The sequence below is a fragment of the Thiocystis violacea genome (assembly GCF_016583575.1).
Classification (GTDB): Bacteria; Pseudomonadota; Gammaproteobacteria; order Chromatiales; family Chromatiaceae; genus Thiocystis; species Thiocystis violacea.
This window is the reverse complement of record NZ_NRRG01000034.1, coordinates 18133-30057: the sequence shown is the minus strand read 5'-3', so window position 1 is coordinate 30057 and position 11925 is coordinate 18133. Positions and strand designations below refer to the sequence as shown.

The 11925-nt window shown below is 62.0% G+C and carries 13 protein-coding genes; 8 read left to right on the top strand and 5 right to left on the bottom strand.

What is annotated here, in order from left to right:
- The first annotated feature begins 1 nt into the window (after window position 1).
- The 6 genes from CKO27_RS15670 (at window position 2) to CKO27_RS15645 (ending at window position 4977) form a co-directional block, all read left to right on the top strand.
- Entirely contained in the window at window positions 2-754 is a 753-nt protein-coding gene (locus CKO27_RS15670; protein ID WP_200375844.1) for a Nif3-like dinuclear metal center hexameric protein, read from the top strand.
- Between the two features lie 211 nt (window positions 755-965).
- The gene (gene petA / locus CKO27_RS15665) at window positions 966-1559 is read left to right on the top strand and encodes a ubiquinol-cytochrome c reductase iron-sulfur subunit (protein ID WP_200375843.1); all 594 of its coding nucleotides are present in this window, start codon (window positions 966-968) and stop codon (window positions 1557-1559) included.
- Window positions 1559-2803, top strand: coding sequence for a cytochrome b (locus tag CKO27_RS15660; RefSeq protein ID WP_200375842.1), 1245 nt, complete (start codon window positions 1559-1561; stop codon window positions 2801-2803). Before petA ends, CKO27_RS15660 begins: the two co-directional genes overlap by 1 nt.
- Entirely contained in the window at window positions 2800-3531 is a 732-nt protein-coding gene (locus CKO27_RS15655) for a cytochrome c1 (protein WP_200375841.1), read from the top strand. The genes CKO27_RS15660 and CKO27_RS15655 overlap by 4 nt, the downstream gene beginning before the upstream one ends.
- Before the next feature lie 322 nt (window positions 3532-3853).
- A complete protein-coding gene (locus CKO27_RS15650) occupies window positions 3854-4489 on the top strand; it encodes a glutathione S-transferase N-terminal domain-containing protein (RefSeq protein WP_200375840.1) in 636 nt (211 codons plus the stop codon).
- Window positions 4489-4977 (top strand): ClpXP protease specificity-enhancing factor, encoded by a 489-nt coding sequence (locus CKO27_RS15645; protein ID WP_242470947.1) that lies wholly within the window; start codon window positions 4489-4491, stop codon window positions 4975-4977. The genes CKO27_RS15650 and CKO27_RS15645 overlap by 1 nt, the downstream gene beginning before the upstream one ends.
- A gap of 11 nt (window positions 4978-4988) precedes the next feature.
- Here the strand turns inward: CKO27_RS15645 and CKO27_RS15640 are convergent, their stop codons facing one another.
- Both CKO27_RS15640 and CKO27_RS15635 read right to left on the bottom strand, forming a co-directional pair.
- On the bottom strand, window positions 4989-5303 hold the full coding sequence (locus tag CKO27_RS15640) for a DUF3301 domain-containing protein (protein WP_200375839.1): 315 nt from the start codon (window positions 5301-5303) through the stop codon (window positions 4989-4991).
- A 24-nt stretch (window positions 5304-5327) separates the two neighbouring features.
- On the bottom strand, window positions 5328-5825 hold the full coding sequence (locus CKO27_RS15635; RefSeq protein ID WP_242470946.1) for a hypothetical protein: 498 nt from the start codon (window positions 5823-5825) through the stop codon (window positions 5328-5330).
- Between the two features lie 123 nt (window positions 5826-5948).
- On the opposite strand from CKO27_RS15635, the gene CKO27_RS15630 reads away from it, so the two are divergent.
- On the top strand, window positions 5949-7151 hold the full coding sequence (locus tag CKO27_RS15630) for a TraB/GumN family protein (protein ID WP_200375838.1): 1203 nt from the start codon (window positions 5949-5951) through the stop codon (window positions 7149-7151).
- A 210-nt stretch (window positions 7152-7361) separates the two neighbouring features.
- Here the strand turns inward: CKO27_RS15630 and CKO27_RS15625 are convergent, their stop codons facing one another.
- Window positions 7362-7943 carry a YqiA/YcfP family alpha/beta fold hydrolase gene (locus CKO27_RS15625; RefSeq protein ID WP_200375837.1) on the bottom strand — a complete coding sequence of 194 codons (582 nt, stop codon included), beginning with the start codon at window positions 7941-7943 and terminating at the stop codon, window positions 7362-7364.
- 23 nt (window positions 7944-7966) lie between these two features.
- Window positions 7967-8914: a hypothetical protein gene (locus tag CKO27_RS15620; protein WP_242470945.1), complete on the bottom strand. Its 948-nt coding sequence runs from the start codon at window positions 8912-8914 to the stop codon at window positions 7967-7969.
- A gap of 276 nt (window positions 8915-9190) precedes the next feature.
- Here CKO27_RS15620 and CKO27_RS15615 point away from each other — a divergent pair, with 276 nt between their 5' ends.
- A complete protein-coding gene (locus CKO27_RS15615) occupies window positions 9191-9853 on the top strand; it encodes a spermidine synthase (protein WP_338116066.1) in 663 nt (220 codons plus the stop codon).
- Between the two features lie 639 nt (window positions 9854-10492).
- Here CKO27_RS15615 and CKO27_RS15610 read toward each other — a convergent pair.
- Window positions 10493-11905, bottom strand: coding sequence for a sensor domain-containing diguanylate cyclase (locus CKO27_RS15610; protein ID WP_200375835.1), 1413 nt, complete (start codon window positions 11903-11905; stop codon window positions 10493-10495).
- Window positions 11906-11925 lie beyond the last annotated feature (20 nt).

Below are 11925 nucleotides of genomic sequence, written 5' to 3'. Positions count from 1 at the left end.
GATGATCGAACCTCGCGCGCTCGTGGAATACTGCGATCGTTTCCTGGAGGCCGCGCGCTTCGCGGACTATGCCCCAAACGGATTGCAGGTGGAGGGCGAGCGGCCGATTCGCCGCTTGGTATCCGGCGTCAGTGCGAGCGCGGCGCTCATCGAGGCGGCGATCGCGGAGCGGGCCGATGCGATCCTGGTCCATCACGGCTGGTTCTGGAAGAACGAAAATCCCTGCCTGGTTGGCATGAAGGGGCGGCGCGCAAGGACATTGCTCAGCGCGGGCGCCAGTCTGGTTGCCTATCATTTGCCGCTCGACGCCCATCCGGAGGTCGGAAACAACGCGACCCTCGGCCGGCGACTGGGGCTGCTCGACGCGGAACCAACCGCGCTGGCCAATGGTCTCCTCTGGGCCGGTCGTCCGCCGGAACCCTTGAGCGTCGATCAACTCGTGGAGCATGTGACCGGGCGGCTCGGTCGTCGGGCTATCCCGGTCGGATACGAGCGGGGTCGAATCGAGCGGATCGCCTGGTGCACGGGTGGTGGGCAGGGGTATATCGAGCAGGCCGCCGAGTTGGGGGTCGACGCCTTCTTGAGTGGGGAGCTCTCCGAGCAAACCATGCATCAGGCTCGCGAACTCGGTCTCTGTTACGTTTCCGCTGGCCATCATGCGACCGAACGCTATGGCATCGAGGCGCTTGGCGTCCATTTGGCCGAGTCTTTCGGTCTGTGGCATCGTTTCGTCGAGATCGACAATCCAGCCTGATGGAATTGGATCAAGGAAGGGCCTGGCCACGGCGGCTTTAGCTTTATCCTTGACCTATCCCACTGGAATCGAAGAGAATGCGCGGTCGATTTCGCAGTCAATCGTCATATTCTTATATTTTTCCATCTGACGTTTCTTTCATCCAAGCTGCGTGGGGTGTCCGCCTGGATTGCCGTGGGCGGTGCTCGCATCAGCCGGGGGATATTGGCCTATGAGCGCGCAAGGCGTGAACAAAATGAGGCGACGAGTGCTCGTTGCCGCGACCAGCGTGGTCGGTGCCGTCGGCGCTGGCTACGCGCTCGTCCCGTTTGTCGCATCGATGAATCCGAGCGCTCGCGCTCGGGCCGCCGGTGCGCCGGTCGAGGCGGACATCAGCAAACTGGAGCCGGGCGCCCTGTTGCGCGTCAAATGGCGTGGTAAGCCGGTTTGGGTCGTGCATCGCACGCCCGAGATGCTTGCGGCGCTGGCCAGCAACGATCCCAAATTGGTGGATCCGGTCTCCGCGGTTCCTCAGCAACCCAGCTACTGCCAGAATCCGACACGATCGATCAAGCCCGAGTACCTGGTCGCCATCGGTATCTGCACCCATCTGGGCTGCTCGCCGACCTATCGTCCGGAGTTTGGCCCCGATGATCTCGGGTCCGATTGGAAGGGCGGGTTTTTCTGTCCCTGTCATGGCTCGAGGTTCGACTTGGCGGCACGCGTGTTCAAGGGTGTGCCGGCGCCGACCAATCTGGTGATTCCGAAGCATGCCTATCTCAACGACACCACCATCCTGGTCGGTGAGGATGGAGGAGCGGCCTGATGAGCGCTGAAAAGACCGAAAACCTCAGTTGGATCGATAAGCGATTCCCACTCACGGAGACCTGGCGCAACCACCTCTCCGAATACTATGCCCCGAAGAACCTGAATTTCTGGTCCTTCTTCGGCTCCCTGGCGATCCTGACGCTCGTCATCCAGATCTTAACCGGCATCTGGCTGGCCATGAGCTACAAGCCCGACGCCACGCTGGCGTTCGCTTCGGTCGAGTACATCATGCGCGATGTCGACTGGGGCTGGCTGATCCGCTACATGCACTCCACCGGCGCCTCGATGTTCTTCATCGTGATCTATCTGCACATGTTCCGCGCCCTGCTCTGGGGCTCCTATCGCAAGCCGCGCGAACTGCTGTGGATCATCGGTATCGTGATCTACCTGGCCATGATGGCGACCGCCTTCTTCGGCTATCTGCTGCCTTGGGGCCAAATGTCCTATTGGGGCGCGCAGGTCATCGTGAATCTGTTCGCCGCGGTGCCGGTGGTTGGCGAGGATCTGTCGGTCTGGGTGCGCGGTGACTATGTCATCTCGGACGCCACGCTGAACCGCTTCTTCGCCTTCCACTTCCTGCTGCCGTTCGTGATCGCGGCGCTGGTGTTCCTGCACATCGTCGCGTTGCACCATGTCGGCTCGAACAACCCGGACGGGATCGAGATCAAGAACGGCCCCAAGGGCAACCGCTGGAGCGACAAGGCCCCGGCCGATGGCATCCCCTTCCATCCCTACTACACCGTGAAGGATTTCATGGGCGTGGTGGTCTTCCTGGCGATCTTCAGTCTGGTGATGTTCTACGCACCGACCTTCGGCGGGCTCTTCCTGGAAGCGCCAAATTTCCAGCCGGCCAATCCGATGCAAACCCCGGTGCACATCGCCCCGGTCTGGTACTTCACGCCCTTCTACGCCATGCTGCGCGCGGTTCCGCCCATGTGGGGCTCGCAGTTCCCCGGCGTCGTGGTCATGTTCGCGGCGATCCTGATCCTCTTCGTGCTGCCCTGGCTCGACCGCAGTCCGGTCAAGTCCATGCGCTATAAGGGACCGATCTTCAAGTGGGCGACGGCCATCTTCGCCGTTTCATTCGTCGTCCTGGCCTGGCTGGGCATGAAGCCCGTCTCGGACCTGTACACGTTGCTGTCGCAAATCTTCACCGCGCTGTACTTCGCCTACTTCCTGCTGATGCCAATCTACAGCTCGCTGGATAAGACCAAGCCTGTTCCGGAGAGGGTGACCTCATGAGAAAGCTGATCATTGCCACCCTGTTGCTGCTCTCGCCGGCCATCCTCTCGGCTTCCGAGGGGCCGCCTCTTGAGCAGGCCAACATCGATCTCCGCGATCAAGCCTCGCTGCAACGTGGCGCTAAGTACTTCGTCAATTACTGCATGGGCTGTCATTCCCTGCAGTACATGCGCTACAACCGTTTGGCCAAGGATCTTGGCATCGACGAGGTGACGCTGCGCCAGAATCTGCTCTTCGGCGATGCCAAGCCGGGCGATCTGATGGAAAACGCCATGCGTCCGGAAGATAGTCTGAAGTGGTTTGGTATCGCTGTTCCAGACCTGACGCTCGTGACCCGTTGGCGTTCGCCAGATTGGGTGTATACCTACCTGAAGAGCTTCTACCTGGACGATACTCGCCCCTACGGCGTCAATAATGTCCTGTTTCCGCTGGTCGCCATGCCGCATGTGCTAGGTGATATGCAGGGTGCTCAAGAGCCCGTGTTTGCTCCGGCGCACGAGGAAGGCGGCGCGCCGGTGCTTGAAGGCGTCAAGCTGGTCAAGCAAGGTTCGTTGCCGCCCAAGGAATACAATGCGATGGTGCGCGACATCACCGCCTTCCTGACCTACGCGGGCGAACCCAGCCAGTTGCAGCGTGAGCAACTGGGTCGGTACGTCCTCCTGTTCCTGGGTTTCCTGTTCATCCTGGCGTACCTGCTCAAGAAAGAGTACTGGAAAGACATCCACTGATCGGGCCTATCGGCGGTGACCTCCGGTTTCGGGGGCACCGCCTCCCTCCCGCGCCAGTCGGCTATCCCAACAGGTCGATGCTTCTCCGCTTGAGGCGACCGGCCGCGAGCCCATGGCTCTATCTATCGTTGAAAATCGGCAATCGCCGAGACCTTGAGGGGTATACTGGCCTCTCGGATCGCAATGACTCCGTAAATTCCTCGGCCCGAGGCCGATCGGGCGATGCCCCTGCCGGACCGGAGGGAAGTCGCGCCCAGGACGGTCGACGACACTCAATGATCGAGCCCAACCGGGCTCAGCCTATGTGCTGGAGAAGGGAAGAATGGCCGAGGCCGCTAGTAGACGAGCTGCAATGACCCTATATTCCGATCCTGTTTGCCCCTATTGCCATCGGGTCAGGATAGTGCTGGCCGAGAAGGGGATCGCGGTCGACGTCGTGGACGTCGACGCCAAGGCGCTGCCGGATGAAGTCATGGACTTCAATCCCTACGGCACCGTGCCGACCTTCGTGGACAGGGATCTGCGACTCTATGAGTCAAGGATCATCATGGAATATCTGGACGAGCGTTTTCCACACCCACCCTTGCTGCCGGTCGATCCCGTCTCGCGCGCCAGCGCGCGGCTCTTCATGTATCGCATCGACCGCGATTGGTATTCGCTCATGGGGCGGATCCTCAAGGGCGAGGGCGGCGAGGTCGACCAGGCCCGCAAGGAACTGCGCGAGAGCCTGACGGCCACCGCGCCGGTGTTTTCCGCCCATGCGTTCTTCATGAGCGATGAGTTTTCGCTGGTCGATTGCTGTGTCGCGCCCCTCCTGTGGCGCTTGCCGATGCTCGGCGTCGAACTGCCGAAACAGGCCGATCCGATCCGTGTCTACATGAAGCGGATTTTCAACTGGGATGCCTTCCGCCAAAGCTTGACCGAGGCCGAGAAGGAGATGATCGCGGACGCACGCTGATGATCGACACCACCGATACCGCCGATAGCATGACATCGAGTAAGCCCTACCTGGTCAGGGCCATCTACGATTGGATCCTGGATAACCAGATGACGCCTCATCTGGTGGTCGACGCGGGCTTTCCGGATACCCTGGTGCCCAGGGAGTTCGTCGAGGAGGGGCGGATCGTGCTCAATATCGCGCCGGGAGCCGTGCGTGGCTTGTCGATCGGCAATGATTGGGTCCAGTTCAATGCCCGTTTCAGTGGCGTCGCCAGGGATGTGATGGTGCCGAGCGAGGCGGTGATCGGCATCTTTACCCGTGAGAACGGACAGGGCATGGTCTTTCCCGAGCCCCGCTATCCCGAGGCCGCGTCGGGGGATGTCCGTCCGTCGGCCGGGCCCAGGCTCGCGCCGGTTGGCGACACGTCGGCGGAACCGGGCGCTAAGCCGGCATCCGGGTCGCCGCGTGGCAAGGGCGGCGGTCCGACGCTCAAGGTCGTGAAATAGGAGCGAGCGGTTCAGGCATCCCCTGTCTGCTCGGGTAGTCCAAAGCTCAATTCCTCCAGACTCAAGCCGCGCATCACGATATAGCCATTGCGCCGGCCCACACCTTCCTCACTGAAATCGAAGCGATAGACGCGGCGCAGCCGCAGTCCCTCGGAGCGCCAGGCGAATCCAAGTCGACGCAGGGCCACGGCCTGGTCGAGGAATTGCAGATCCCGTTGGCGGCAGGCCGCCTGACAGATGGCGAGCGCGATCTCCCTGGCGCGGAGGCTGTCCAGCCAGAACCAGCCGATCAGCAGCAGTAGACAGATCGCGAGGAGGTTGCTCATGGGGTTCGGTTCCGGCGGCGCCGATCAGCGCTTGGCGAAGGGTGGAAGCCCGGATTCGAGCCACCATTTCTTTTTCTCCAGGTCATAGCGCCAGACCTGTCGGTCCTTGAGTTTCTTGACGATCTGCCGGTCTTCGTAGAGGTATTCGATCTCGACGATCTGGGCCGCCTGATTCTCGTCCTGCTTCAGGACCAACGGCTGGATCACGTCATAGCCGGTGAGTCGCAGGCCCTCCAGCGAGGCTGGCATGGGCTTGTCCTGTCGCTGCCGAGGATCGATGAAGGCGTAGGCGTTCTCGTAATAGCCCCAGCGCAACGCCGTTTGATAGCCATTGGTCGCGTTTTGAAGCGAGTCGGTCATCTGGTCCTTTTTCACGGGGTTGCAGGCCGCGAGGGTCGTCGCCACGAGGCCGGCCAGGCACAGCCGGGCCAGCGTCGACGAGAATCGACGCGGTTTTCCGAGGGTTGCTTTCTCCACGATGCTGTTCCAGGCGATGATGTTGTTCCTCTGTTCGGCGATCATACGGCATCCGCTCGGGTCGACCAACGGATCCCGGCGCGGCTCGGGGTGGCGGCGGATCGGGTTGGCCCGCGATGGCTGGGGTATGATGCCGCCCTGTGTTTTTGGAGTGAGTAACGATATCCCATGGTCGATTCAACGGAGCCAAGACTGGATCTGGTCATCGATGGTGTCGAGCTGACCTTGCTCGGCACCGCGCATGTGTCGCGCGCCAGCGCCGAGCAGGTTCGCAAGCTGATCCAAACCGGTCACTACGAGGCGGTCGCCGTCGAACTCTGCCGCAGTCGCTTCAATGCCTTGCTCGATCCGCGATCGCTGTCCCAGATGGACCTCTTTTCGGTCATCCGCCAGAACCGGGTCTACATGGTGGTCGCCAACCTGGCCCTGTCCGCCTATCAGCAGCGACTCGCCGACCAGTTCGGCATCGAGCCAGGGGCCGAGCAGCGGATGGCCGTGCGCCTGGCCAAGGATCTGGACCTGCCCGTCATGCTCATCGATCGGGAGATCGGCCTGACCCTGAAACGCATCTCCGCCAGTCTCGGCTGGTGGCGGCGCTATGGTCTGTTCGCCGGCCTGATGGCCGCCATGGTCAGCTCGGACGAGGTCACCGAGGAGGAGGTTGAGCGACTCAAGGAAGGGGACGTCCTCGAGACCACCTTCGCCGAGTTCGCCGCCGACCGTCGGGATCTCTACGTGCCATTGATCGAGGAGCGCGATCTCTACATGGCCGCCAAGCTCAGACGCGAGGCGGCGCGGCTCGGCGTCAAGCGAATCCTGGCGGTGGTTGGCGTCGGCCACCTCAAGGGGATCGCCGCTAACCTGGAGCGGGATCGGACCGACCCCGCCGGCGTAGTCGCCGCGTTGGAGGAGATTCCGCCCCCGAGTCGATGGCCGTCCATGATCGCCTGGGCGATCCTGGTCCTGATCCTCGCGGGCTTCGGCTACGGATTCGCCACCAGTCCCGGACTCGGCTTTGATCTGCTGATCTCCTGGGTCTTGATCACGGGCGGTCTCTCCGCGTTCGGAACCCTGCTCGCCGCCGGTCACCCGCTCACCATCCTGTCCGCCTTCCTGGCCGCGCCCCTGACGACGCTAAATCCCGCCGTGGGAGCGGGCATGGTCACGGGCGCCGTCGAACTCTATCTGCGCAAGCCCAACGTTGGCGACTTCAGCCGTCTGCGCGCGGACGTGGCCACCTGGACGGGCTGGTGGCGAAATCGCGTCTCGCGCGTCCTGGTGGTGTTCGTCTTGAGCAGCCTGGGGGCGGCGATCGGAACCTATGTGGCGGGTTTCCGCATGGTCGAACAGTTGTTTCGCTCGACGACCTAAGGTGATTTCCGGGAAACCTTGTACCCGCGATCCGCCCCGTCATAGACAGGATTAACAGGATTTCGCAGGATTGACAGGATTTATAAAACTCTGTTTTTAATCCTGTAAATCCTGTCCATTTCCGGAGTTTTAGGTTGGGTATGGACTTTCCCGGAAATCGCCTAAGCCCTCTTCAGGCCGCTCCGGGGAGCGGCCCCGCCCCCGGCCCCATCAGGCTCGCGACCCTGTCCTCGCGACCAGATGGGCGCGGATGATCTCGATGGCTTCATCCATGTTCTGAAACGCATGGTCGCCGCCATCCCAGATGAGTCGTCGGCCATGGCCGGCATAGTGTCGCTCGGCGATGCGATAGTCGATGACCTCGTCCCCCCGATTCAGGAACAGGGTCGTCGCGACGCCCGCGCCGGGGTCGTCGATCCCGTAGGCGCGGGTGCTGTCGATGAGCTCGCGCGTGATCGGATAGCGCTCTCCCTCCGCCGTCGTCATGGTTTCACCCAGGTGTTCGGCGAGGAAGGTCCAGGGGGTGAGCGCCGGATTGATCATGAAGAGATGCGAGAAGGTGAAATGTCTCGCCAGATACTGCCCATAGAATCCGCCCATCGAACTGCCGACCACCGCCGGGGCCGGTCCATCGAGCGCGCGGAAGAAGCGCTCGAGACAGGCGAGCGCCTCGTTCGGGCGATGCGCCGGATAGTCGGGAGTCAGTACCTGGAATGGGCGCAGCCGCTCGCGCAGTTGTTGGCCCTTGATGGATTGGCCGGAGCTGTTGAGGCCATGGAGATAAACGAGCATCGGGGTTCCGTGGGTGGCGAGGTTCAGACGGAAGAGGAGTCCGGGCTTCGGGCAAGCCGGGGCTCGATGTGGGCGCGGCGAAATTGCAGACAGCGATCGATGTACTCACGGGTGCTCTTGGACATGGGCACACGGGCGCGCACGATGAAGCTGATCAGATCGGCTCCGTCGCGCAGCACGCGGGTACCCTCGATCGCCTCGCGCACGTCGGCGGCGTCGTGGATGCTCGGTATGACCGGCTCCAGATTGCGGACCCGCTCGCTCGCGACGACATAGGTCGGCCAGACATCGAAGACCGCCGGATCGGTCCTGAGGATCTCGCATTTGCGCTTGGCCGTCTCGGCCAGTTCCGCGAGCCGAGGCTCGATGTCGAGGATCTGACGACTGCCGGCGAAGGTATCCTTCATGGCCGCCGTGATGCGGTCGATATCGCGCATGGTCATGGCGATCTTGAGATAGCGGCTGGCGTAGAAGTCCTCGATGGGCATGGAGAAGGCCTTGAATGGCTCGCCCCAGAGTTCATCGATCCCTTCGTCGCCGCCCCGGTGACGGACCATTTTTCCCAGCTCGAGCGCCTCGATCAGGCAATGTCCGCACTCGCGCATCAGGGCGTGATCCGGAGGGATCTCGACTCCGGCGGTTTGCAGATCCACCAGACTGTGAAAGATGTCGGCGGCCCGATTGAAGAGGGCGCCGGCCAGCATGGCCCCATTGACGCGCTTGCGTTCGATATCCGTCTCGGCCTCGTAAGCGGCGCGTGCCTCCTTGAGACGCGCCCCCGGAATATTGATCCCGTGCTCGACGTGGTTGAACAGGCGTCGCGTGAGGGCCTGGATCAATTGGCGCCGGACCACGAGGCTGTCGACGGGCGGCTCGTAATACTTGACCCAGTATCCGTCATAATAGACGCGAGTGACGCCATCGATCTGGCGTTTGGCTCCGTTGCAAGGGGACTGACACAGGCTGCGCATCAATGTCCGTGGTCATGGTTGGGGCGAGCCTGGGAATCGACATCGGATTCCACGGCTGGCGATTGTTCCAGAGGTTCCTGAAAGGATAGCGGTTCCGGATCGGAGAAAGGCTAGACTAGGGCCAGCGTTCCTCTCGTCGCTGGGTATTTACTATGCAGGGTATTCACTATGCAATCCAAGGACCAGTTTACCGCGATTGTCATGGCGCTCTTCGTGTGGGGGTTTGCCGGAGCCTTGTTCGGAGCCCTGTTCGCCGGGCTCTACCAGATCCTCGGGGTGCTTGGTCTGACCGGCTGGCAGCCTTTGATCATCGCCGCCGCGGCGGCGGCGATGACGACGTCGGCGTTTTATAGCGCGATGCCGGTGGCGCTGGTAGGTTCCATGGCGGGTGTTCTGGCTTCGATTGGCTATTTGATTGCGACTGGTCAAGAAGTCGAATTGTTGATGATCGTCGGCATCGCCGGTGTGACCGGCCTGATCGCCGGTAGTTTCTATTCCTGGATCGTGACCGGGGGCAGTCGTCCGCTGGCCGAGACCCTCACTGGACTCATCGCGGGCCTGCTCGCGGGCGGTTCGCTGGCCCTGGTGCTGTCGGTCACGGCCGAGCCGGTCGGCATGTTCGTGCTGGCGGCCGGCGTGGTCGCCCTGGTCGGTACCTTCTTCCAAGTCTCGGAACGCTGGTTGGTCAGCCGCAGTATCCCCTGGCTGCCAGGCGTGATCTCGGCTCCCGTGGTGGCTGGACTGATCGCCGCCGTCGTGGGCGCCAGTATCTGGATCCTTGGCGGCACGACGGCGGCGATGCTGGACACGCGCAGTCAGGACGCCATCACTCATGTCCTGAACGATGTCCCACCAGGGCTTTTGGGCGGCATGCTCGGCGGGGCCTTGACCGGTATCGTGCTGGAACTGTTCGGTTTTCACCTTGAAGATCAAATCTAACGCCCCTTGGCCTCAACCTTGTTAAGACGCTTGGATTCAGGGTTCGCGGAACCTTATCTTTTATCGGGCTTCTGTGATAATTGATCAGGCGCCCTGATCGATGATCGGGCTTAGCGCGGCGCTTGTGTTCAAACCCAAGAGGAGGAAACGCGCATGATTCAGTTATTGCTTGGCCTCGTGATCGGGATCGTGATCGGCTGGAATTGGACGCAGCCGCCCTGGGCCAGGAGCCTTCAGACAAGGTTCGTCAATTTGGTTCGGCCTCAATCCGACAAGACCGACCGGTATTGATCGTCCACCGTCGAGACGCCTCGATCGGCTCTGGATAAAGAGCTGTCAGCCTCCAGCCTCCAGCTATTGGGAGTCGGTCACTTGGCCATTGGCCGAGACCGGCCGAGGCTTACCCATTGGGCGAAGCCCGCAAGAAGCCCCGCAAGAAGCGAAAACCTCGGCCATGCAACGGCTGGAGGCGGATCGCTGGCGGCTCTTTACTGGGTTGAATGTGGCTCGTTCCCGGTTTGACGTTTTTGGACTAGGGGTCGAAGCGGATGGCGGGTCGCGGTTGAGCGTTCACGGAGAGCGCCAGGAAGGTCGGCGCTCTCCGTGACGAAAGGACGGGGGCACCGAATCCCGCGCGGGTCAGCCCGGCGGCTTGGCGAGTACCTTACGATTGCTGGACAGATCCCAGATGGCGACCTGATTGCGTCCTCCGTCCTTGGCCGCGTAGAGCATACGGTCGGCGTTATCCAGTAGTGTTTCCAGGCTGATGGTCTCACCGGCACTGATCGCCGCCACTCCCAGGCTGACGGTCAGGCGCAGCGGACCACGCTCGGTATCGATCGGCTGGGTATCGAACATGGCGCGTAGCCGTTCCGCCGTCAGGCTGGCCGTTCGGATATCCGTTTCCGGGAGCAGCATGGCGAACTCTTCTCCACCGTACCGGCAGAGCAGATCGGTTTGGCGCATGCTCTCGCTCAGCATCCTCGCGACGGTTTGCAGAACCTGATCTCCAATCAGGTGTCCCTGCTCGTCATTGATCGACTTGAAATGGTCCAGATCCGCCATGATCGCGGCGAGGGGACGGCGGTAGCGCGTGAAGCGTTCCAACTCCCGCTGGGCAAGCTCATAGAAGTGCCGCCGGTTGAGCAATCCCGTGAGGGGATCGGAGATGGCCAGCTCTCGGAGCCTGGCCTCCATCCGCTTGCGGTCGGTGATGTCGACCACCATCGCGAGCGTACCCCTGTGGCGTCCCTTCTCGTCCAGAAGGGGAGTGGTCGACATCAAGGCCCAGATTTCGCCTCCGTCCTTACGTTGCAAAGGGAAATCATGCGGTTCACGGGTGCCCTGCCGACGTTGCTGGATCTGGTTCAGGGCGATGCCCCGAAACTCCTCGCTCATGAACTCCAGCAGGGATCGGCCGAGCATTTCCTCGACCGGGTAGCCCAGCATCTCGGCCATGCGCGCGTTGACGAAATTGGTGCGCTGCTCGGCGTCGATGGTCCAGATGCCTTCCTGACTGTTTTCGACGATCCGCCGATAGCGACGCTCGCTTTCCAGCAAGGCGTGTTCGGCCTGCTTGGTGTCGGTGATATCGGTGATGAAGCCTTCCAGCGCGATCAATTCGCCGCTGTCGGACCAGACGCCCCAGCCGCGTTCCCATACCCATTTGATCGCGCCATCGCGAACCTGGACGCGATAGCGAAGCTCGAACCGACGCTCGAGGGCCAAGGCTTGCTGGATCTCGTCCCAAACGCCCTGTCTGTCCTCGTGCAGGATCAGGCCGGCGTAGCTGATCCGATTCTGGAGTAGATCATCGGGCGAGCAGGCGAGCAGTTCCCGAGCGCCAACGCTGACATATTCCATCGTCCAATCCGGATCGTCACGGCAACGGTAGACCATGCCTGGCAGGTTATCGAGCAGCTTGTCGATGCGCAGGGCCGCAGCCGGGGATGGCCTGGTCTCGGCTAGGCTTGCCTCAAGCACACTGAGGCGGAGTCTCAGGGTGGCGTTTTCCTCGCGAAGGTGGTCGTCCATGCTGTGGGAGCTGTTCATGAGCGCGGCATGCCGTGTGG

Coding starts and splice junctions, on each gene's coding strand:
- CKO27_RS15670 (WP_200375844.1), top strand. CDS start 2: ATGATCGAACCTCGCGCGCTCGTGGAATACTGCGATCGTTTCCTGGAG.
- petA (WP_200375843.1), top strand. CDS start 966: ATGAGCGCGCAAGGCGTGAACAAAATGAGGCGACGAGTGCTCGTTGCC.
- CKO27_RS15660 (WP_200375842.1), top strand. CDS start 1,559: ATGAGCGCTGAAAAGACCGAAAACCTCAGTTGGATCGATAAGCGATTC.
- CKO27_RS15655 (WP_200375841.1), top strand. CDS start 2,800: ATGAGAAAGCTGATCATTGCCACCCTGTTGCTGCTCTCGCCGGCCATC.
- CKO27_RS15650 (WP_200375840.1), top strand. CDS start 3,854: ATGGCCGAGGCCGCTAGTAGACGAGCTGCAATGACCCTATATTCCGAT.
- CKO27_RS15645 (WP_242470947.1), top strand. CDS start 4,489: ATGATCGACACCACCGATACCGCCGATAGCATGACATCGAGTAAGCCC.
- CKO27_RS15640 (WP_200375839.1), bottom strand. CDS start 5,303: ATGAGCAACCTCCTCGCGATCTGTCTACTGCTGCTGATCGGCTGGTTC.
- CKO27_RS15635 (WP_242470946.1), bottom strand. CDS start 5,825: ATGATCGCCGAACAGAGGAACAACATCATCGCCTGGAACAGCATCGTG.
- CKO27_RS15630 (WP_200375838.1), top strand. CDS start 5,949: ATGGTCGATTCAACGGAGCCAAGACTGGATCTGGTCATCGATGGTGTC.
- CKO27_RS15625 (WP_200375837.1), bottom strand. CDS start 7,943: ATGCTCGTTTATCTCCATGGCCTCAACAGCTCCGGCCAATCCATCAAG.
- CKO27_RS15620 (WP_242470945.1), bottom strand. CDS start 8,914: ATGCGCAGCCTGTGTCAGTCCCCTTGCAACGGAGCCAAACGCCAGATC.
- CKO27_RS15610 (WP_200375835.1), bottom strand. CDS start 11,905: ATGAACAGCTCCCACAGCATGGACGACCACCTTCGCGAGGAAAACGCC.